Raw genomic sequence first — 20,183 nt, forward strand, 5'->3', positions numbered from 1 at the left:
CAATATATTTATTAAAAATAGTTTGAAATGATCTGTCTTAATAGACTAACATAATCATTATCCTGAGTATATAGAAATTTGTATAAATTATAATTTACTTGTACTTTTTTTACATACTTATCTGTTTCTTCAAAAGGTATATAATTTAATTCTACTCCGTTTGTTGAATTTTCATAATTGTTAAGCCACTTTTTTACATTACCTCTTCCACCATTATAGGCGGCTAATATCAATTCTATATTAGGGCCAAACTCTTCCTTTAAATTGTTCAAATACCAACACCCCATCCTTATATTGACTTCAGGGTCATGAAGCATATCTACACTAAAATCGTCAAGTTTCATCTGTTCTGCAGCCCATTTAGCTGTAGATGGAGTCAATTGCATAAGTCCTTGAGCATTTTTCACAGATACAGCATTTCTATTGAAATTACTTTCTACTTTAATAACCGCTGCTACTAAAAATGGATTTAAATCATATTCCTTAGAATATTTAACTATATAGTCATAATATTTTATGGGATATATTTTTCTTCCTATAGGCTTTAAGTTAATGATAAAAATCATTAGCACGACTATAATCACAAAAATTGCTCTATTTTTCTTTTTCCTCATTATTCCTCCCTAAACTGCATTTTATCTTTCTCAAAATATCTTCTAATTGTTCTCTTGTATGTTCTATACTGCCGCTGTTATCTATTATAAAATTAACTTCATCTTTTTTCTTATTTAGAGGAATCTGAGATTTTATTCTATTTAAAACTTGTTCCTCATCAAGGTTATCTCTGTTCTTTACTCTACAAATTTGTATTTCTTCACTTACCCAAACCAAAATATTAACATCCATATTTTTATGAATAGAATGCTCAATCAAAGTCGGTGCATCAACTATACACAAACTCTCTCCCATCTTAGCATACTCATTTATCCTTTTAAATATCTCTTTCTTTATATAAGGTATAATTATATTCTCTAATTTTTGCCTTAATTTATCATTCTTAAAAATGTAGTTTCCAAGTTCCCTCCTTTTTAATTTTCCCTCACTATCTATAAATTGGCTTCCAAAAGTGTCCTTAATTTCATGTAGTATTTCTGGATAAATACTCAATACTTCTCTAGATATAATATCTGCATCTATAACTGGTATATTTTTTCCTTTAAGCATATTAGAAACAGTACTCTTTCCGCTCCCAATGCCTCCAGTTAATCCCACCTTTATCATTATTTCCACCCCCGCTTTTTTCAATAATCATTAAGCTTCCTCTACTTAGCTTCGTACCAGCTCTCCCCTATGTTCACATCTGCTTCTAGTGGAACTGAAAGCTTCATAACATTCTCCATCTTTTCAACTACAAGATTTTTTACTTCTTCAAGTTCATCTTTATATACATTTAATATTAATTCATCATGGACCTGAAGTATGAGAGTACTTTTTAAATTTCTTTCTCTAAGTTCTTTATACACATTTACCATAGCTAACTTTATAATATCTGCTGCACTTCCTTGTATTGGAGTATTCATAGCAAGCCTTTCTCCAAGAGCCCTTACCATCTTGTTTTTGGACTGTATTTCCTGTATATGCCTTCTTCTATTCATTATCGTCGTTACAAATCCATCTTTTTCAGCCTGCTTTATAGTATTATCTATATACTTTTTTATATTAGGATATCTATCAAAATAGGTATCTATAAATTCCTGAGCTTCTTTTCTAGACACATGTATATCTTCAGAAAGGCTAAATGCTCCTATACCATACACTATTCCAAAGTTTACTGCTTTTGCGTTACTCCTCATAAGTGGAGTTACTTCATCTACAGGCACCTTAAATACCTCAGAAGCTGTCATAGTATGAATATCACTATGATTTTTAAATGCTGCTATAAGTTTTTCATCTTCTGCAATATGAGCAAGCACTCTCAGCTCTATTTGAGAATAGTCTGCAGAAAGTATAACACATTCTTCATTATTTGGTACAAAGACCTTTCTTATTTCTCTTCCCATTTCATACTTTATAGGTATATTTTGAAGATTTGGTTCTGTGCTTGATAGTCTTCCCGTAGTAGTTACAGTCTGATTAAAACTAGAATGTATCTTATTATCTACATCTATTACATTTTTTAATCCTTCTACATAGGTTGAATCTAACTTGGTTATCTGCCTATACTCTAGAATTTTTGATATTATAGGGTGTTTATCTTTTAACTTTTCTAGGACTTCAGCATTAGTGGAATATCCTGTTTTTGTTTTTTTCACTACTGGTAAATCCAGCTTTTCAAATAAAATTTTCCCTAGCTGCTTTGGAGACTTTATATTAAACTCTTCATCTGCAAGAGAGTAGATTTCTTTTTCTAAAGCCTCTATCTCTTTTTTAAATTTCTTTCCTATTTCAACGAGCTTTTCTCCATCAACTTTAAAACCCTCATACTCCATAGCTGCCAAAACCTCTACAAGTGGAAGTTCTACATCATATAATAATTTTTCCATATTGAGTTTATGTATTTCTTCATCTAATTTCTCATATAAATTTTTTAAATAATAGGTTTCATTAACCTTAATAATATCTTCTTCACCTTTAATATCTATATTAAGCTTATCTTTTATCATTTCTTTTAATATATAATCTTTATTTGAAGGTTCTATTAAATAAGCAGCTATTTTTGTATCAAAAATTACCCCTTTTAAACTTATTTTATTCTTTTTTAAGACTACATAAGCCATCTTAGCATCATGGCATACTTTTTGTATATTTTCATCCTGAAAAAGTTTTTCTAGTAGAGATAATAACATTTCTTCATTTTCTTTATACATCTCTTCAATATTGATTATATATACTTTATCATCGAAGCTTAAATAAATTTTGTTAAATTTGGACTTAGAATAGATGGAAGCATCAATAAACTCAAATTGAAGATATACTATATTATTAATATTTTCTATTAACTCTGAAAATGCTTTTGTGCTTTTTATTTCTTCATAATTTACTTTAGAAATTTCTTCACTTTCATTTGTACCCTCTTTATCTTTAGAATCCGTGTTATCTTTCTCTTCCAATTTCTCTAAAAGAGACTTGAATTCTAATTCTTTAAAAATCTGTTTAACTCCCTCTACATCATAAGTTTCCTTAGATTTTATATCATCTAGATCTATGTCAATAGGTACATCTGTAACTATTGTTGCAAGCTTTTTACTAAAAATAGCCTGTTCCCTATTCTCTATAAGATTTTCTTTCATCTTCTTACCACTTATATTATCTATATTTTGCAGTAAGTTTTCTATGCTTCCATATTCTTTTATAAGTTTAAAAGCTGTTTTGCTTCCTATTCCAGGAACTCCTGGTATGTTATCAGATTTATCTCCCATAAGTCCCTTTACATCTATAAATTGAGTAGGAGTAACTCCGTATTCTTCTATCATCCTATTTTTATCATAGATTTCTTTCTCGCTCATTCCTTTTTTAGTTATAACTACTTTTACATTATCCGTAGCAAGTTGAAGAGCATCTCTATCCCCTGTTACAATGTAAACCTCGATGCCTCTCTCTTCTGCAAATCTTGATAAGGTACCAATCAAATCATCTGCCTCAAAACCATCTATTTCAAATATATTTATAGCTAACTTTTCTAGCAATTTCTTAAGCACAGGAAACTGCTCTCCAAGCTCTGAAGGCATTTTTTCTCTTCCAGCTTTATATTCATCATACTGCTTATGCCTAAAAGTAGGAGCTTTTCTATCAAAGGAGGTTACTATATAATCTGGCTCTATTTCTTCCTTCATTTTTAAAAGCATTTTTATAAAACCATATATAGCATTTGTATGCATACCTTCAGAATTAGTAAGATCAGGTAAAGCAAAAAATGCTCTATACATAAGACTATGCCCATCAAGTATTAATAATCTTTCCTTTTTCATTTTTATAAACCTCCATATTTCATCACATATTACAGCCGTTTTTCCATAGTTACTATAACTAGTTTACTCATTTTCTTTATTTATATCAATAAGAATGGTAAAATATTAAGTATAATTTAACAAAATCTTTGCCCTTGTTCATTAATAATTATTCATCATAAGGTTATACATATTATTATCAATTTTTGAAGATTGGTGCTTGACTTAATTTTGCTATTATGATATTATAATTTTCGTGATATGCGCCGCTGTGGCGGAATGGCAGACGCATTCGACTCAAAATCGAACGGGAAACCGTGCGAGTTCGACTCTCGCCAGCGGCACCAAAAAGGCTTTGAAGAATTCTTCAAAGCCTTTTTTTATTTTATAAAGCAGCAAAAAAAGCCACCAGCTAAGCTGGTGGTACATGACTAATCATTCCTTTAATAATTTAAGCACCAAGATACGCACTTTTTATGCCTTCATCTTCTAGTAGTTCCGATGCTCTACCCTCCATTTCCACGCGTCCATTCTGTATTACATAAGCCCTATGGGCAATCTTTAGAGCCATAGAAGCATTCTGCTCTACAAGCAGCACTGTAGTGCCGGATTTATTTATATCTTCTATTATGGAAAATATCTGTCTAACAATTAAAGGTGCAAGTCCCATAGAAGGTTCATCTAAAAGAAGCAATTTAGGTCTTGACATCAAAGCACGTCCCATAGCAAGCATCTGCTGCTCTCCTCCTGACAGCGTTCCTGCCATCTGACTCTTACGTTCTAAAAGCCTTGGAAAAATTTCAAATATCTTTTCGTAATCCTTTTTGATTTCAGCTTTATCTTTTCTAGAATAAGCTCCCATCTCCAAGTTTTCCATAACAGACATATTAGCAAAGACTCTTCTTCCTTCAGGTACATGAGAAATGCCCAGTGAAACCATATTATTTGCATGCACTTTATTTAGTTCATTTCCTTCAAAAACTACCTTTCCTACCTTAGGCTTCAATATCCCAGATACTGTTTTAAGTGTTGTTGTCTTTCCAGCTCCATTTGCACCTATTAAAGTAACAATTTCCCCTTGATTTACTTTTAAACTAATCCCTTTTAAAGCGTGAACCGCTCCGTAATATACGTTAACATCAACAAGCTCTAACATCTTTAGTTTTCACCTCCAAGATAGGCTCTAATAACCTCTGGATTACTTTGTATTTCTTCTGGAGTTCCTTTTGCAATAAGTCTTCCGTAATCTAACACATAAATTTTGCTGCATACAGGCATTACGAGAGACATATCATGTTCTATAAGAATTATAGTTATATTAAACTTGTCTCTAATCCATTTTATAAGATTCATAAGTTCATTAGTTTCATTTGGATTCATTCCTGCTGCTGGTTCATCAAGAAGTAAAATCTTAGGATCTGCTGCAAGTGCTCTTGCTATCTCTAATCTTCTTTGTTCACCATAAGGCAGATTTTTGGCTAGTTCTTCTTTTTTATCATAAAGATTAAAAACCTGTAAAAGTTCCTTTACTTTTTTATTGGCTTTCTCTTCTTCCTTATAATAAGAAGAAGTTCTAAATAGAGATGAAAATAGCTTATACTCAATATTTTTGTGAAATCCCACTCTTATATTTTCTTCCACAGTCATTTCACCAAATAACCTTATATTTTGAAATGTTCTAGCTATGCCAGAACTAGCTATTTGATAAGGTTTTATTTTACTAGGATGAACTTCCTCATCAAATTTATATACTATCTCTCCTTCTGTGGGATTATAAATACCAGTAAGCAGATTAAAAAACGTGGTCTTTCCTGCACCATTAGGTCCTATAAGTCCAACTATTTCCCCATGCTCTATTTTCATTCTTACTTCACTTACTGCCTTTACCCCACCAAAAGACATGGAAATATTATTTACCTCAATTACTGACATTTTCAATTCTCTCCTTCTTAAATAATTTAAATTTATGATTTCCCATTAGTCCCTGTGGTCTATATACCATTATTAAGAAAAGTATAACTGAATATATAACCATTCTAAGCTCCGGAAATCCTTGAAGTAGAAGAGATATTATAGAGAGCACTACTGCTCCCATAATTGAACCCATAATACTTCCCATACCACCAAATACCACTATAACTAATATATCTATAGATTTCATAAATCCAAAGGCATCTGGTTTTATGAAATAAAAGTATCCAGAGTATAATGCACCTGCAATTCCTGCAAAAAAGGCTCCTATTCCAAAAGCTAATACCTTATAAAAAGTAGTATTAATTCCTACAGATTCCGCTGCAATCTCATCTTCTCTAATTGCTATGCAGGCTCTTCCACTTTTGGACTCTACAAAATTTTTTATTATAATAATAGTAGCTGCGACCATAACAAATAACCATGTCCAATTTGTATACTGTGGTATATCATTAAATCCGCTGGCTCCACCTAGATACTCATTATTAAGAATAACTATTTTTATAATTTCTCCAAAACCTAGTGTCGCTATAGCAAGATAATCTCCTTTTAATCTTAGAGTAGGAATTCCTATTACAATTCCTGCAATAGTAGCAACTGCTGCTCCAATTAATAAACTGACAGAGAATGGTAACCCTAATTTTGCAGTTGCTACAGCTGAAGCATAAGCACCAATAGACATAAAAGCTGCATGTCCTAATGAAAATTGTCCTGTAAACCCTGTAATAAGATTTAAACTTACAGCTAGTATTATATTAATGCCTATAACCACAAGATTAAGCATAATATAGGAGTCTATGATTCCGATCCTTGTTAGCACTTCTCCTAATAAGTATAGGAAAAGTATTAAAGCAGTAGTTATTATATTATTTTTACTTAATATTTTCATTTCCTCTCCTCCTATACTTTTTCCTTTACATTTTTGCCTAAAAGTCCATTAGGCTTGACTAAAAGTATCAATATCAATATGGCAAAAGCTACAGCATCTTTATATAATGATCCTCCATATGCACTTACCATAGTTTCAGTCATTCCAAGGAGATATCCTCCAAAAACTGCTCCAGGTATAATTCCTATTCCACCTATTACTGCAGCCACAAAGGCTTTAAGTCCAGGAACTACGCCCATTAAAGGATTAATAGAGTTATAGTATACACCTATTAAAACTCCAGCAACCCCTGCTAGAGCAGAACCAATTGCAAAGGTAAAAGATATAGTCCTGTCAATGCTTACCCCCATATACTGAGCAGCTTCTTTATCCATAGCAACAGCTCTCATTGCTTTGCCAACCTTTGTTTTATAAATTATATATTGAAGCAGCAGCATCAATATAACAGTTATCACAATTATATATATATCTATAGTGTTTAATACTACATTACCACTAAACATCTTTATACTGTTATTTTCAAGTATTGGTGGGAAAGTTCTAGTTTCAGCATTAACAAAGTACATAGTCCCATATTCTATAAAAAGAGAAACTGATATAGCAGTTATAAGCGCAGCAATCCTAGTAGAATTTCTGATAGGCTTATATGCTACTTTTTCCACTACAATGCCTATAATTGCACAGGAAAGCATAGATACAAGAAGTGCAGGAATAAAACCGAGATGCAAAAAGGTTGTAGCTGCAAATCCTATATAAGCTCCTAACATATATATGTCACCGTGTGCAAAATTTATAAGATTTATAATTCCGTAAACCATAGTATATCCTAAAGCAATCAATGCATAGATACTTCCTAAAGAAAGTCCATTAATTAATTGTTGTAAAAATTGACTCATTCTTATCACTTCCTCATTAAAAATCATATTAAAGAGTACAAATACTGTTTTAAATTCATATTGTACTCTTTAATAATAGCTATTCTTTTGATTTATTTTCTATTTGGCATCTAATTTTTTCAAGAAAGTTTGTTCTCCATCTTTCATTTGAAGTATAGTAATTGATTTTATTGGGTTGTGATTCTCATCTATAGTAATTGTGCCTGTTACACCTTTAAAATCTTTAGTTGATGCAAGAGCATCTTTAAGCTTCATAGGATCTGCTTCTCCAGCTCTCTTTAAAGCATCTGCACAAAAATATGCTAAATCATATCCAAGAGCATTAAATGCATCTGGTTCTTTATTATATTTATCTTTAAATGCCTTTTGGAATTTTACAACTTCTGATGAAGTGTCTTTTGAAGAATAATGATTTGTAAAGTAGACTTCATTTAACGCAGACTTTCCAGCTAGTTCAAGAAGCTTTGGAGATTCATAGCCATCTCCTCCAAGTATAGGAATATTGATTCCTAATTCTCTAGCTTGCTTTATTATTAGCCCAACTTCTTCATAGTAACCAGGCAAATATATTACATCTGGATTTAATCCTTTGATATTTGTTAGTACGGCTTTAAAGTTTGTATCTTTTGATTGATAAGCCTCTTCACTTAAAACCTTTCCTCCAAACTTTTCAAAGGTTTCTTTAAAGCTTTTAGAAAGTCCCTTGCTATAATCACTAGCGCTGTCTACAAGTAAAACTACATTTTTCTTTCCTAAATCCTCATAAGCAAAGTTAGCCATTATAACTCCTTGGAAGGAATCACTAAAACAGGTCTTGAAAATAAACTCTCTAACCTTACCATTACTATCTACTGTAACATCATCCGCAGTAGCAGATGCAGAAATCAAAGGCACCTTATTCTGAATAGCTACTGGAGCCGCTCCCTTTGTATTACCAGATGTGGCAGGACCAAGTATAGCTACAACCTTATCTCTAGTTGCAAGCTTTGATGCAACATTAGCAGCTTCTGCTGGTTCAGATTTATTATCCACTTTTACAGCTTCTATCTGTTTTCCTAAAACTCCTCCTGTTTTGTTTATCTCCTCAAAGGCTAGTTCAATACCTTGAACCAAGCTTTGACCATAGGTAGCTACCTGTCCAGATAATTCATAATCTAAACCTATCTTTATGGTTTCTGAGCCCCCATTACTCGATGCACTTTGTGTGCTTTTTCCGCATCCTGTTACTGCCCCTGTAACAAGTAATGCTGTTAGCATCAATGCTAATTTCTTTTTCATAAAATTTCCCCCTTTTTATTACTGTCCCTATTTAAAATTATATAAAAGCACCTCTACATGTATTTCATAACATATAGAGGTGTTTTTTACACTGTACCACTCTACTTCACAATTTCACACGGAAATAGTCTCTTTCAGGTTCCATTAAACCCTAGCTTTTTAACGCAGCCCCACGGTATAACCTACTTTATTTCAATTATACAATTCCGAAGTGATCATTGCTATCTAAGTTAACCTGGTTCTCAGCTAATCCAGTTCTCTGTAGTTAACTTTATCGACAGTTTTGTCTTCATCATAATTTTTAAATATTATTTATTTTTTTAAATTATCTAAAAAATGTTAATTTATTATTAATGATAGTATCACATACTCAAACATATGTCAACGCTGGGAAAACATTTACATAAAATTTTTTAAATTCTTAATTATAATTTATAAAATTAATTATTTTTTGAAATTTTTATATTATCATAATGCATTTCTTTAGTGTTTTGTTGAATATTATTAACTGCTGATAGAAGATCATGCATAAAATTAGCTCCCCTTGAAATCAGTATACCCGTTAAGAGTATGCCTATATATGGTATGTGTGATGGTATACCTAACATAGATAGCATGTCCATTTGAGTTGCTAAAGCTATAATTAGTCCGATAAATAAAGCCCCTATCTTATCAAAGTTAAATTTTCCTTTTTGCCATACCATTTTTAATGTCTCCCATACAGCCTCAGCAATCATAGAAATAATTATTAAATTTAAAATACTCATTTTCTAATCCTCCTCATGTATAGCCATTATGGTGATAGTTATTAAATTTTTGTTTAATAACTTAATAAAATCCATTTATATCTATGCTTGCTGAAGTTTTATACAGCAAATATAATAAATAAAGCATAAAAACACAAAAAACTCCGCATCTTATGAAACTCATGTAATCTGTCTTTTTCTTTTCTTTTTTAAAACATTTGCCAAGCTCTTTTAAGGGTTCTCCCACCTCTTCATGTAGGATTTCTTGTAAATCTTTTTTATCCATATACCCACCTCCTAAGTAAATATATGATAAAAAAAATAAAAAGTTTCGTATTCTTATAGTTTTTATTAACCTAATAAAAACATAAATCATATAATAATTTATATGATTTATTTCATTTTAAGAGGTGATTATCCTTGGCAATAAGACCTCCTATCTTAAAAGCAGGAGATACTGTCGGAATAGTAACTCTAGGCAGCCCTTTGGATGCTAGTATAATTAACGCCAGAATATCTACACTTAGAAGTATGGGCTTTAATGTGGTACTAGGTAGATATGTATATTCATATACTGGATATCTTGCAGGAAGTGATGAAGAAAGAGCTTCTGATCTTATGCACATGTTTTTAGACACAAGAGTAAAAGCTATCATACCAACAAGAGGAGGCGTTGGAGTTGCTGGCATTTTACCTTATCTTGATTTTAACCTTATAAATAGAAATCCTAAAATTATTACAGGCTACAGTGATGTTACTGTTTTACTTAATGCTTTATATCAGTTTTCAAACTTAATTACTTTTCACAGTCTTCTCCTTATAGACTTTTCAAACTCTACTGTACCTTATAACTTCAATCAATTTTTTGCAGCTACTTCCACCATTATATCTCCAAGAAGATTAGAAAATCCTCCTGGAATTCCGCTTATAAGCAGAGTTATGGGTAATGTAACTGCTCCTATAGTTGGAGGAAATCTAACATCTCTTGTAGGAACTCTTGGAACTCCTTATGAGATTGATACTAAAGATAAGATTCTGTTCTTAGAGGATGTTCATGAACCTATTAATACAATCTATAGATATATAAATCACTTAAAACTTGCAGGAAAATTCAGAGACTGTGTTGGAATACTCATGGGTGAATGCACAGAATGTTCCCCTCAATACGGAAGGACTTATGAAGATTTGATAAATGATGTGATTGTTCCTTTAGGTAAACCTCTTATGACAAATTTAAGAACAGGCCACGGTATCTATAAAATGGCAATACCTATTGGAGCCGTTGTAAATCTTGACACATTTAATAACACACTTACTATAATGGAACCAACGGTTAGCTTATAAAAAAATTGTAATGCAATTTTCTTAAAAAAAAATAATTAAGCAGAGCTTAATTATAATCCACCATTGCTAGCAAGCTGCAATGAACGTAATAAAACCTACGGTTCTAATTGATTAAATATTTCAACATCACTTATGGGATTTGCATTGTAGAAAGCGTTGAACAAGCATTAGATACTCTTTATTTCTGGATTTAAAACACCGTAAGAACCTTCTATTGTCTGAACAGTAATGAGCTTAGAAGGTTTATGGGTTTTAAAGCCAGAAATATTAGAGCTTCTTTGCGTAGTAAAGCTTTCCTAAATGCAAATCTCATACGGAATGTTCAATATTAAAGATTGTCACAATTTATTTCTATTAAAACACAATAACAATAAAGCCCTAAGTTAAACCTTAGAGCTAGCTTTTATCTGTTTTTAGCATTATTCATTACTTGTCCGTTATTTTTTGCTTGTTCTTGCGGTATACTGCATTTTGTACTCTGACAAACATTGCTTATAGATGATACTATATCATGCATAAAATTCGAACCTCTAGATAGGAGTATTCCTGTTAAAATTATCCCTATATATGGAATCCTAGTTGATATTCCTACTAATTGAAGCATGTCCACACCAGTTGTGAAAGCCAATATTAAACTAACAATTAAAGTTCCTATTCTATCAAAGTTAAACCTATGCTTTTCTTGCCATACCATCTTTAGGGTTTCCCATACAGCTTCTCCTATCATAGCTATTATTATCAGGGACATCATATTCATAAATGCTCACCCCTGATACCATTATATGTATTCCATATTACTTTGCGCCTTCTTAAAAGTATTTTTACTTTCTCCTATCAATCTATTTTTTAACAAACTTTGTTATAAAAATCGGCTTATTGGAAATAATTCTTAATACACTTTAATTTGGAGGTAATAGACTATGAATACAGATAAGGATATTAAGCAAATAAGTGTTTCTACTGTAATAGTTGCAACTGAACTAAATAAAGGAAGAGTTAAAGAATTAATTCAAGAACTTCAAGACCTAGATGCCATTGATGATTCTGATGCTGAAGTCATAAAAGCCGCTACAGATTACCTATAAAAACAGTGAAGGAGTGGAATCACCAAGATGGAAATGGAGAAAAATTAAAGTGCAAGTTAGAAGTTAGATTTTAGAATATTAAATATTAAAATACAAATACCTAACTTCTAACAAGCACAGCGTTTAACTTGAGAAGCTTTGATTATTCTATTGGCTCTCCATCAAAGTTTGTATATCTTGGTGGAGTTCTTTTATATCTTTTTTGAGTGTCGTCCTGTGGCCTGTGGCCATCAACTTTTGTGCTTTTTTTATGCTTTTCTCCCTTTATCTTTACCATATTAAGCTCCTCCCTAGTGTAGGTCTTTTTTATTGTTTTTGTTTCTCTTCTATTATTAATTTTCCCTACTAACTAACCTTTATACTTTCCTCTATTTTTCAAAAGTTAATTCTTTAACCATAAGCTCCTCTCCAAGCTTAGTATTTTCAAAAATTTTTTTAGTTTTCTCAAGAAAATCCTCTGGATTTTGAAGAAGAGGGCTGAAATGAGTAATCCATAACTCTTTTACTTTAGCATCTTTAGCTAAATTTGCACATTCTGAAAAAAGCATATGTTTATTTTCCTTTGCCCTATCTAAATAACTGTCATCACCATACATGCCTTCTCCTATAAATAAGTCAGCCTCCTTTAAAAAATCAATAAGTTTTTGACTTGGCCTTAAATCAGTGCTATAGCAGAGCTTTATTCCCTTTCTTTCTTCACCTAATACCATATCTGGAGTAAATATTTTATTTCCTTCATAAGCCTTTTCTCCTTTTTGAAGTGTATTCCAGTAAACTTTAGGAATATTGTTTTCCTCTGCTTTTACCTTATCAAATTTTTTTCCTCTCCTGACTTCAATGCTGTATGCTAGACAATCTATGCTGTGTTCTACAGAAATTGCATTTATAACATAATCTTTAAACTTAAGGTTTTTAATTTCTTCATCTATTTCAATTAAGTTTAATTCGTACGGCAGCATTGGGGTTATTACTGTAAGAGCTTTTACTACTTCTTTTAAGCCTTTAGGACCTATTATAGTTAAAGGTTCCTTCCTATCAGCATTACCAATGGTACTTAAAAGGCCTGGCAAACCAGCTACATGATCAGCATGAAAATGAGTAATGCAAATTACATCTATAGCCTTTATACCCCATTTTAACTTTTTAAGTTGAATTTGAGTTCCCTCTCCACAGTCAATAAGAATCATGCTGCCTCTACAGTTAGCAATTAGGGATGTTAGATATCTATCAGGAAGAGGCATCATTCCTCCTGGTGCCAATAAACAAACTTTTAGCATAATTATTACCTCATTTTTATATTTATATTATTATATCAAATTCATAATTTATTAAAACATAGCCTTATTTCTTAATCTATGCAGAAAATAAATTTATATAAAACTTTTTTATTTAAAAATTTAGAGGAACAGCTTATAAAAATCTGTCCCTCTAAATCATTTATTATTCAATTGCGTCAATATCTTTTTTATTTTTTTCTACAGATACTATTTTATCTAGAACTATTGCTACAGTATCATTTAGTACCACTATACCTTCTCCAACTCTTGTTACAGTTCCATTTATAGCTCTAAATAATTCGTCTAAAGCGGAAGTATTTACTTTGAAATTTTTTCCTATTTTATTGCTAAAATACTCTCTTAATGATCTTTCACAATATTCAACATCATCTGCTCTTTCATCTTCAGGTGAAGATAATAACTCTACTCTTGGCAAATCTCTTGAATAAATGCCTATTATCTTATGAATTGGAATTACAGCATAATTATAAGGTGTTTGTACCTTAACTAAATAATTTTTTATGCTTAAAATCCTTGCTTCTAATATTGTTCCTTGTTTTTCTGTTCCTATTTCTATATCTTTTGCTCCTAATTCTGATAACTGCTCTAATATATGCTGAAGAGGTCTAATGCAAGCTTCATTTAAATATTCTGTAAAATCTTTTGTACATTTCTTCTCACTCTCTATATTTACAGCATCTTCTACATTACCTTCTATTATATTATCTTCTACATTCTGTAGGTTTTGAAAATCTTGTGTTTTTTCAGTTGTCTCAGCTCCTTCCACTCCCTGATTAGAATGTACTTCTTCTGACAATAAATTTTCCTCTCTAAAGTCATCTTTCCAAAATTCATCGTTATTCCAATCAAAATCATTATTGGATGCTTCATCCTGGACTGCAGAAGGCATATTTGTCTCTTCTTCATTCCATGAAAATCCGTCATCCCACCTATAATTTTCATCTGTGTTATAACTATTGGTTTCCCATATATTGTTATCCCAGTCTGTTTTCATATCTAATTTACAGGTATCATCAGAACTCATTTATTTCACATCCTTTTTCACCAAATTAATTATTCTATATCTTTGGTTTCTATATTCATAATATGTTTTTATGTTTATATTAGTTCATAGTTGTATGGCGAAATGATGTGAAATTTCGTTTAATATAAAAAGGGGCTTGTAATACAAGCCCCTTTAACCTTATTATCTCACTCCGGATCTTCTCTTTTTTTCTTTTGGCTGCAGCTCTTCACCTATTTCTATATTAGCTTTGCGAATCTCTTTCTGATATTTTTCATTAATCTTATTTGTAGATTTTTTCTTACTGTTTGCTTTTTTATCCATATTTATTATCTCCTTTTATAATCTATTTAAACTGATTTATAGGAAATCCTTTTCCATTCTTTCTCTTTTTATCCGTACTTGGCATCCCCATATCTTCAGAGGCTTCCATGTTCACTTTCCTAAATTCTCTTGAAAGCTTTTCTGATATCATATGAGTTTTACCACTATTTTTATTTCCCACATTAACCCCTCCTTATTTTTAACCCTATTTCCTTATTATTTTAACCACTTTTTTTATAATAATAGATTAATTTTAATGGGAAACAATATTAATATGTTTGATTTAGCTTAATTTTTACACAAAATATATATTTTTTATTATATAATTTTGTCTATTTATGATATTATTTTATATGTATATATTTTAACAAAGGGAGTTTTGACATGAAAAATAAAATGAAAGATTATTTTGTAATAGGCTTTGCCTTATTTGCTATGTTCTTCGGAGCTGGGAATTTGATATTTCCCCCTACTCTTGGACGAGCGGTAGGTTCTAAATATCTTCCATCTATATTAGGATTTTTAGCTACAGGAGTAGGATTACCTTTAATGGGAATTTTATCTTGTATAAAAAGTAATGGTGATTTTATGTCAATGGCTGGTAAAATTGGAAAAGATTTTTCCTTAATTATTACCTCTGCATTGATACTTGCTATAGGTCCAATGCTTGCTATTCCTAGAACCGCTGCTACAACCTTTGAACTGAGCTTACAACCTTTTTTTCCTAATATGAATCCCTTCGTAGCAGTTTTATTATTTTTTTTAATTAACCTTGCTTTTGTATTGAAGCCTAATTCTATAATAGATAATATAGGTAAATTTTTAACACCTGTTCTTTTAATAATGTTATCATTAATAATAATAAAAGGTATAGTTTGTCCTATAGGAGAAATATATGATACTAATTACACTAATGTATTTTCTAATTCTCTTCTTGAAGGATATCAAACCATGGATGCTATGGCTTCAGTAATTTTTGCATCCATAATTGTATCTTCTGTAAAGAGCAAGGGTTATAAAACTTCTTCAGAAATATCACGTGTAACAGTAGCTTCTTCTATAGTAGCTGTTATAGGCTTGAGCTTTATATATGGAGGTCTTTTATATTTAGGAGCTCAGACTAATGGTATATTACCTGGAAATATTTCTAGAACAAAATTAGTTTCAGATATTGCTAAACATGTTCTTGGAAACTTTGGAGCTATTGCATTAGCTATATCTGTAGGTCTAGCTTGTTTAACTACTTCCATAGGGTTAACTTCTACAGGAGCAGAGTTCTTTACCAAACTTTCTAAAGGAAAAATTTCTTACACTGTAAATGTAGTTATTATTACAATAGTAAGCATGATAATATCCCTAAAAGGTGTAGATATTATAGTTTCACTTGCTTCTCCTATTTTACAGATATTATATCCTGTAGTAATTATTTTAATTGTAATAAATTTTCTAGGAGATTTTATCAAAAATAATAAAATTATAGTTATTACTGTTTATACTGCATTAATAATTTCAATTTTAAGTACTATAAATTCTTTAGTACCTAGTATTACTTTTATAAGCACAATCTTAAATTTAATACCTTTAAGCAGTCTAGGTTTTGCTTGGCTTATTCCTTCATTAATAGCTTTCTTTATTTCCTATATTGCTTTTGGAAACAAAGAGCCATCAGTCTCACAAAATTTTGAAAAGGTATCATAATAATATTATTAATTAATAATTATCTTTATTTTATATAATTTAAGATTTAGGATTAAAAAATACAATCAATTAATATTTTGATGGATAAGCAAACTTGCTTATCCATTTCTTTTTTTGACTTTTAACAACTTTTAATGTTTATTTCTGTTTTGTAATAATAAATCCAGAATTAGCATATTTTTATTTATAGGAATTTGAAAGAGGTGAGAATGTCTTGAAAAAAGGAAGCTTTATATTTTTGGCATTATTCTTAATTGGAGGCATCCTTTTATGTACTAACCTTTATCTTAACAGAAAAAAACCAAACAATTACTATTATACAAATCTATTAGCTAAAAACTTAACTTTAAATGAGGATGTGAATGTTAGGGTACTTGATACTAATTTCTATAAAACAGAATCTTTTAACAATGAAGATATAGAATCAATAAAAAGTTTTTTAAAAGAACTTAGAAAACCAAACTTTATATCTAAACCTGTATTTTTAACTCAAAAGCCAGAATACAAGATTTTTTTTGATTTTACAAAAATTAATGAAAAGTATGTTATAAATATATACAATAACGAATACATATCAGTTCAACCCTGGGATGGAGATTTCTCAATGGATTACATAAATATGAAAAACATATCACCTCGATATAATCTATATAGCCTAGGGAAAAATGCCTTTGTAAAGGAACCAAACTTTAAATAAAAATAAACAGCTAGTATTTAAGCGTTAAACTTATATTAATATTGCATAATAATTAGAAGACAACCTTTAAAAACGTAGAGAGTTAACAATTAAAAGTTAACTCTCTACATTTTTATTTAAAGACTTCTTTAAGTTCTTCAAAGACTTCCTTATTTTCTTTTAGTTTAGATGAATTTCCTAGAACACATAAGTAGTTTTTAGACATGCAGTCTTTTATCATATCTGCAAAGGCTCTTATATTCTCCTGAGTACATCCTAAAATTTCATCTCTTTCTCTTTGAACATCTTCATGGGTAATTTTGCTTAAATAATAAGCTAAAGCTTTCTCTGACTTTGAAGATGGAGTTAAAGGAGCATCTAAACTGCTTATTGTGCCTATTATATACTTAGTCATTTCTCTGTTATCTACTGTAAAGTTCTTTAAATATTCTTCTGCTTTATCATAAACATTTATGGTTTCTTTTAAGTTAGGGTCTCTATAGGAGCCGAAAAACATATTCCCACTTCTTCCGAAGCTGGCAAAAGCGCCATAAGCACCTCCGAGAACACGAATTTTATTCCACAAATAATCTAAGCTTTCTATAGTTCTAAGAACCTGCATACTTCCTTTATACTCATATCCTAATTCTCTATAGTTATATCCTTTAACTACATATTGGACATCTCCTTGAGTTAGGAGGCCTTCATTTTTGTTTTTAAATTCAAGATTATATTCTTTTATTTCAAGGTTATTATCTCTTAACTTACTTAAAAAGTTTTCTAAATTTCCTTCTATGTCTTTATAACCTTCCTCATCAACAGCAACACTTATAATTAAGTTTTTCTTGTTGAAAATAGCTTTTTCTACTTCTTGAAGATTTTTTATAATTTCATCAACCTTGCTATCAAAATTTTTCTCAAGTTCTTCAACAAATTCGTAGAATTCTAGTCCTGATATAAGCTCCTCATATCTTCCAACTGGAGAGAAATATGAAAATAATCTGTTTGCAGCTACAATGTGTCCTGCATCAAATATAGCCATTTCTAATCGAGACTTCATTTCTTGTATAATCTCTTTTAATCTTTTCTCATCGTCTAACTTAGTTCTTACAAGAATTTCTTCTAAAAGTTCTAACAATTTAGGAACCTTTTCTGTCAAAGCTTTTGATTTAACAATAAACTTAGGAACGTATTCTCCCTTTGTTCCATTTTGTATAAATGTTGCTGACGAAAATGCAACTCCACCAGTATATATGTTTATCTCATTAGATAAATCACTGTAATCATAGTTTTCTGTTCCTATTTTTCCTAGTATTCCTGATAATAGGCCTATATAAGGTATAAGTTTTTCTTCTACTGTTCTAGTATCAAATACAAACTTTATATAAGCAATTTTATTTGTAAACATGTGGTGAAGAAGCAGAGTGTTATTTCCTAGCTTCATTTCCTTTAAAGGCAGCTTCTCTGCTTTAGGATTAATATCCTCTAACGAAAGCAACGGTATTTTCTCTAAGTCCTCCTTAGATTCTTCAGATGTTTGTCTTTCTCTAAGAGCAATGGTTCTATTTATCATGTTTTCTATCTCTTCTTCTGAAAGAGAAGCCTTATACTGCTTTAACTTATTTTTAAGTCTTTCATCTTTCTCCTCTGCAAGACCAGCTTTAGGACTTAAAACAAGCATTGTACCATGATTTGCTTTTATCAAATATTCCTCAATTAGTTTTTCAAAATAATCTGTAGTTAAAGATGACTTTATCTTAGATAAAGTTTCTTCATATTCTAAATAAGTTAATGGATGTTTATCATAAAGCCAGCTATCCATAGCCTTAGTGTAATATATTAATCCTTTTGGATAACTTCTAGTATCTTCTTCCCTTAATCTAAATTCTTTTATATTTATACATGCTTCAATTAACTTTTTATCTATTCCATCTTTCACAAGAGAGTTTAATGTGTCAAAAACTATTTTCTTAAACTCCTCTTTTTTATTTTCATTAGAATTCTTTACTATAATACTAAATACTGGTTGAAGTATTCCATGGTCAAAAAATCCGTATACATCTTTACCTATGTTTTTTTCTATAAGAGCTTTTTTTAGAGGCGCTGCTGGTGTTTCTAAAAGAAGATATTCTAATATTTCAAAGGCTAAATATATTTCTGGATTGTTTTCTTTAAATCCAAAATTTAAGCTTAAAAATGTTTTATCCTCACCTACATTTTCTCTAGCTATTGGATATTCTCCCTTTACTTCTTTTATTTCTCCAAAAGGTTTTTGATAATCTATATGAGAATCTATTTCTTTTCTTTCAAATTTGCTTAAATAATCTTTATCTATAAATTCAAGCTGTTTTTCTAAATCACCATTTCCATATAAGTATATATAACTATTGGATGGATGATAAAATTTTCTATGAAACTCTAAGAATTGTTCCTGTGTTAAATCTGGAATATATTCAGGGTCTCCTCCAGATTCCACTCCATATGTAGTGTCTGGAAATAAGGATTCTTGAATCTTTCTATATAAGACATCCTCTGGTGATGAGAAGACTCCTTTCATTTCATTATACACTACTCCCTTATAGGTTATTTCATCTTCTTTACTATTGAGCTCATAGTGCCATCCTTCTTGAGCTAATATTTCCGGATATTTATATATATTAGGATAAAAAACCGCATCTAAATATACATCCATTAAGTTAAAAAAGTCCTTTTCGTTTCTACTAGCTACAGGATATATTGTTTTATCAGAAAAAGTCATAGCATTTAAAAAAGTATTTAAAGAACCTTTAGCAAGTTCAACAAAAGGGTCTTTTATAGGAAACTTTCTTGAACCGCATAATACAGAATGCTCCATAATATGAGGCACACCAGTGCTGTCACTTGGTGGAGTTCTAAATCCTATTGAAAACACCTTATTATCATCATCATTTTGTAAACTCAAGAGTCTTGCACCACTTTTTTCATGTTCAAATATCCTGGCTTTAGAGTTTATTTCTTTAACTTCTTTTTCTTCAACTAATTTAAATCCATGATAAATTTCATTTAATTTAAACTCCATTTAATGTCCTCCTTTATCTATGTATGTACT

At 30.6% G+C, this 20,183-nt stretch carries 21 protein-coding genes and 1 tRNA gene; 5 read left to right on the top strand and 17 right to left on the bottom strand.

What is annotated here, in order from left to right:
* Positions 1-11 precede the first annotated feature (11 nt).
* From ACFWTK_RS09325 to polA, 3 genes are read right to left on the bottom strand one after another with little or no spacing between them, the layout of a single operon-like run.
* The gene (locus ACFWTK_RS09325; RefSeq protein ID WP_415875746.1) at positions 12-614 is read right to left on the bottom strand and encodes a lytic transglycosylase domain-containing protein; all 603 of its coding nucleotides are present in this window, start codon (positions 612-614) and stop codon (positions 12-14) included.
* Positions 595-1,221, bottom strand: coding sequence for a dephospho-CoA kinase (gene coaE / locus ACFWTK_RS09330; protein WP_415875747.1), 627 nt, complete (start codon positions 1,219-1,221; stop codon positions 595-597). Before coaE ends, ACFWTK_RS09325 begins: the two co-directional genes overlap by 20 nt.
* A 41-nt stretch (positions 1,222-1,262) precedes the next feature.
* Positions 1,263-3,908 (bottom strand): DNA polymerase I, encoded by a 2,646-nt coding sequence (polA, locus tag ACFWTK_RS09335; RefSeq protein ID WP_415875748.1) that lies wholly within the window; start codon positions 3,906-3,908, stop codon positions 1,263-1,265.
* A 244-nt stretch (positions 3,909-4,152) separates the two neighbouring features.
* Here polA and ACFWTK_RS09340 point away from each other — a divergent pair.
* A tRNA-Leu gene (locus ACFWTK_RS09340) sits at positions 4,153-4,234 on the top strand.
* Positions 4,235-4,338: 104 nt separating this feature from the next.
* Here the strand turns inward: ACFWTK_RS09340 and ACFWTK_RS09345 are convergent.
* From ACFWTK_RS09345 to ACFWTK_RS09375, 7 genes are all read right to left on the bottom strand, one after another.
* Positions 4,339-5,043 carry an ABC transporter ATP-binding protein gene (locus ACFWTK_RS09345; protein WP_415875749.1) on the bottom strand — a complete coding sequence of 235 codons (705 nt, stop codon included), beginning with the start codon at positions 5,041-5,043 and terminating at the stop codon, positions 4,339-4,341.
* 2 nt (positions 5,044-5,045) lie between these two features.
* The gene (locus ACFWTK_RS09350) at positions 5,046-5,819 is read right to left on the bottom strand and encodes an ABC transporter ATP-binding protein (protein WP_415875750.1); all 774 of its coding nucleotides are present in this window, start codon (positions 5,817-5,819) and stop codon (positions 5,046-5,048) included.
* The gene (locus ACFWTK_RS09355; RefSeq protein WP_415875751.1) at positions 5,806-6,747 is read right to left on the bottom strand and encodes a branched-chain amino acid ABC transporter permease; all 942 of its coding nucleotides are present in this window, start codon (positions 6,745-6,747) and stop codon (positions 5,806-5,808) included. The genes ACFWTK_RS09350 and ACFWTK_RS09355 overlap by 14 nt, the downstream gene beginning before the upstream one ends.
* Positions 6,748-6,758: 11 nt before the next feature.
* Positions 6,759-7,643 carry a branched-chain amino acid ABC transporter permease gene (locus ACFWTK_RS09360; RefSeq protein ID WP_415875752.1) on the bottom strand — a complete coding sequence of 295 codons (885 nt, stop codon included), beginning with the start codon at positions 7,641-7,643 and terminating at the stop codon, positions 6,759-6,761.
* A gap of 99 nt (positions 7,644-7,742) precedes the next feature.
* The gene (locus tag ACFWTK_RS09365; protein WP_415875753.1) at positions 7,743-8,921 is read right to left on the bottom strand and encodes an ABC transporter substrate-binding protein; all 1,179 of its coding nucleotides are present in this window, start codon (positions 8,919-8,921) and stop codon (positions 7,743-7,745) included.
* A gap of 440 nt (positions 8,922-9,361) precedes the next feature.
* On the bottom strand, positions 9,362-9,688 hold the full coding sequence (locus tag ACFWTK_RS09370) for a hypothetical protein (RefSeq protein WP_415875754.1): 327 nt from the start codon (positions 9,686-9,688) through the stop codon (positions 9,362-9,364).
* A gap of 61 nt (positions 9,689-9,749) precedes the next feature.
* Complete coding sequence (locus ACFWTK_RS09375; protein ID WP_415875755.1) at positions 9,750-9,953, bottom strand: hypothetical protein; 204 nt, start codon at positions 9,951-9,953, stop codon at positions 9,750-9,752.
* 134 nt (positions 9,954-10,087) lie between these two features.
* Here ACFWTK_RS09375 and ACFWTK_RS09380 point away from each other — a divergent pair, with 134 nt between their 5' ends.
* On the top strand, positions 10,088-11,011 hold the full coding sequence (locus tag ACFWTK_RS09380; protein ID WP_415875756.1) for a S66 peptidase family protein: 924 nt from the start codon (positions 10,088-10,090) through the stop codon (positions 11,009-11,011).
* A gap of 403 nt (positions 11,012-11,414) precedes the next feature.
* On the opposite strand, the gene ACFWTK_RS09385 is transcribed toward ACFWTK_RS09380, so the two are convergent.
* The gene (locus tag ACFWTK_RS09385; RefSeq protein ID WP_415875757.1) at positions 11,415-11,768 is read right to left on the bottom strand and encodes a hypothetical protein; all 354 of its coding nucleotides are present in this window, start codon (positions 11,766-11,768) and stop codon (positions 11,415-11,417) included.
* Positions 11,769-11,931: 163 nt separating this feature from the next.
* On the opposite strand from ACFWTK_RS09385, the gene ACFWTK_RS09390 reads away from it, so the two are divergent.
* Complete coding sequence (locus tag ACFWTK_RS09390) at positions 11,932-12,096, top strand: hypothetical protein (protein WP_415875758.1); 165 nt, start codon at positions 11,932-11,934, stop codon at positions 12,094-12,096.
* Between the two features lie 142 nt (positions 12,097-12,238).
* On the opposite strand, the gene ACFWTK_RS09395 is transcribed toward ACFWTK_RS09390, so the two are convergent.
* From ACFWTK_RS09395 to ACFWTK_RS09415, 5 genes are all read right to left on the bottom strand, one after another.
* Complete coding sequence (locus tag ACFWTK_RS09395; RefSeq protein ID WP_415875759.1) at positions 12,239-12,373, bottom strand: hypothetical protein; 135 nt, start codon at positions 12,371-12,373, stop codon at positions 12,239-12,241.
* Positions 12,374-12,464: 91 nt separating this feature from the next.
* Complete coding sequence (locus tag ACFWTK_RS09400) at positions 12,465-13,373, bottom strand: ribonuclease Z (RefSeq protein WP_415875760.1); 909 nt, start codon at positions 13,371-13,373, stop codon at positions 12,465-12,467.
* A 163-nt stretch (positions 13,374-13,536) separates the two neighbouring features.
* A complete protein-coding gene (locus tag ACFWTK_RS09405) occupies positions 13,537-14,418 on the bottom strand; it encodes a hypothetical protein (protein ID WP_415875761.1) in 882 nt (293 codons plus the stop codon).
* A 162-nt stretch (positions 14,419-14,580) separates the two neighbouring features.
* Entirely contained in the window at positions 14,581-14,721 is a 141-nt protein-coding gene (locus ACFWTK_RS09410; protein ID WP_415875762.1) for a hypothetical protein, read from the bottom strand.
* A gap of 22 nt (positions 14,722-14,743) precedes the next feature.
* A complete protein-coding gene (locus tag ACFWTK_RS09415) occupies positions 14,744-14,902 on the bottom strand; it encodes a hypothetical protein (RefSeq protein WP_415875763.1) in 159 nt (52 codons plus the stop codon).
* 203 nt (positions 14,903-15,105) lie between these two features.
* Between ACFWTK_RS09415 and brnQ the strand changes: the two genes are divergently transcribed.
* Both brnQ and ACFWTK_RS09425 read left to right on the top strand, forming a co-directional pair.
* On the top strand, positions 15,106-16,419 hold the full coding sequence (brnQ, locus tag ACFWTK_RS09420) for a branched-chain amino acid transport system II carrier protein (protein WP_415875764.1): 1,314 nt from the start codon (positions 15,106-15,108) through the stop codon (positions 16,417-16,419).
* Positions 16,420-16,633: 214 nt separating this feature from the next.
* Positions 16,634-17,116, top strand: coding sequence for a DUF4883 family protein (locus ACFWTK_RS09425; protein WP_415875765.1), 483 nt, complete (start codon positions 16,634-16,636; stop codon positions 17,114-17,116).
* A 112-nt stretch (positions 17,117-17,228) separates the two neighbouring features.
* On the opposite strand, the gene ACFWTK_RS09430 is transcribed toward ACFWTK_RS09425, so the two are convergent.
* The gene (locus tag ACFWTK_RS09430) at positions 17,229-20,153 is read right to left on the bottom strand and encodes an insulinase family protein (RefSeq protein WP_415875766.1); all 2,925 of its coding nucleotides are present in this window, start codon (positions 20,151-20,153) and stop codon (positions 17,229-17,231) included.
* Positions 20,154-20,183 lie beyond the last annotated feature (30 nt).

The sequence above is a fragment of the Clostridium sp. genome, assembly GCF_047777555.1.
GTDB lineage: Bacteria > Bacillota > Clostridia > Clostridiales > Clostridiaceae > Clostridium_H.

What these genes read in the sequence shown, in the direction of transcription:
- ACFWTK_RS09325 (WP_415875746.1), bottom strand. Translation starts at nt 614, where the DNA reads ATGAGGAAAAAGAAAAATAGAGCAATTTTTGTGATTATAGTCGTGCTA.
- coaE (WP_415875747.1), bottom strand. Translation starts at nt 1,221, where the DNA reads ATGATAAAGGTGGGATTAACTGGAGGCATTGGGAGCGGAAAGAGTACT.
- polA (WP_415875748.1), bottom strand. Translation starts at nt 3,908, where the DNA reads ATGAAAAAGGAAAGATTATTAATACTTGATGGGCATAGTCTTATGTAT.
- ACFWTK_RS09345 (WP_415875749.1), bottom strand. Translation starts at nt 5,043, where the DNA reads ATGTTAGAGCTTGTTGATGTTAACGTATATTACGGAGCGGTTCACGCT.
- ACFWTK_RS09350 (WP_415875750.1), bottom strand. Translation starts at nt 5,819, where the DNA reads ATGTCAGTAATTGAGGTAAATAATATTTCCATGTCTTTTGGTGGGGTA.
- ACFWTK_RS09355 (WP_415875751.1), bottom strand. Translation starts at nt 6,747, where the DNA reads ATGAAAATATTAAGTAAAAATAATATAATAACTACTGCTTTAATACTT.
- ACFWTK_RS09360 (WP_415875752.1), bottom strand. Translation starts at nt 7,643, where the DNA reads ATGAGTCAATTTTTACAACAATTAATTAATGGACTTTCTTTAGGAAGT.
- ACFWTK_RS09365 (WP_415875753.1), bottom strand. Translation starts at nt 8,921, where the DNA reads ATGAAAAAGAAATTAGCATTGATGCTAACAGCATTACTTGTTACAGGG.
- ACFWTK_RS09370 (WP_415875754.1), bottom strand. Translation starts at nt 9,688, where the DNA reads ATGAGTATTTTAAATTTAATAATTATTTCTATGATTGCTGAGGCTGTA.
- ACFWTK_RS09375 (WP_415875755.1), bottom strand. Translation starts at nt 9,953, where the DNA reads ATGGATAAAAAAGATTTACAAGAAATCCTACATGAAGAGGTGGGAGAA.
- ACFWTK_RS09385 (WP_415875757.1), bottom strand. Translation starts at nt 11,768, where the DNA reads ATGAATATGATGTCCCTGATAATAATAGCTATGATAGGAGAAGCTGTA.
- ACFWTK_RS09390 (WP_415875758.1), top strand. Translation starts at nt 11,932, where the DNA reads ATGAATACAGATAAGGATATTAAGCAAATAAGTGTTTCTACTGTAATA.
- ACFWTK_RS09395 (WP_415875759.1), bottom strand. Translation starts at nt 12,373, where the DNA reads ATGGTAAAGATAAAGGGAGAAAAGCATAAAAAAAGCACAAAAGTTGAT.
- ACFWTK_RS09400 (WP_415875760.1), bottom strand. Translation starts at nt 13,373, where the DNA reads ATGCTAAAAGTTTGTTTATTGGCACCAGGAGGAATGATGCCTCTTCCT.
- ACFWTK_RS09405 (WP_415875761.1), bottom strand. Translation starts at nt 14,418, where the DNA reads ATGAGTTCTGATGATACCTGTAAATTAGATATGAAAACAGACTGGGAT.
- ACFWTK_RS09410 (WP_415875762.1), bottom strand. Translation starts at nt 14,721, where the DNA reads ATGGATAAAAAAGCAAACAGTAAGAAAAAATCTACAAATAAGATTAAT.
- brnQ (WP_415875764.1), top strand. Translation starts at nt 15,106, where the DNA reads ATGAAAAATAAAATGAAAGATTATTTTGTAATAGGCTTTGCCTTATTT.
- ACFWTK_RS09430 (WP_415875766.1), bottom strand. Translation starts at nt 20,153, where the DNA reads ATGGAGTTTAAATTAAATGAAATTTATCATGGATTTAAATTAGTTGAA.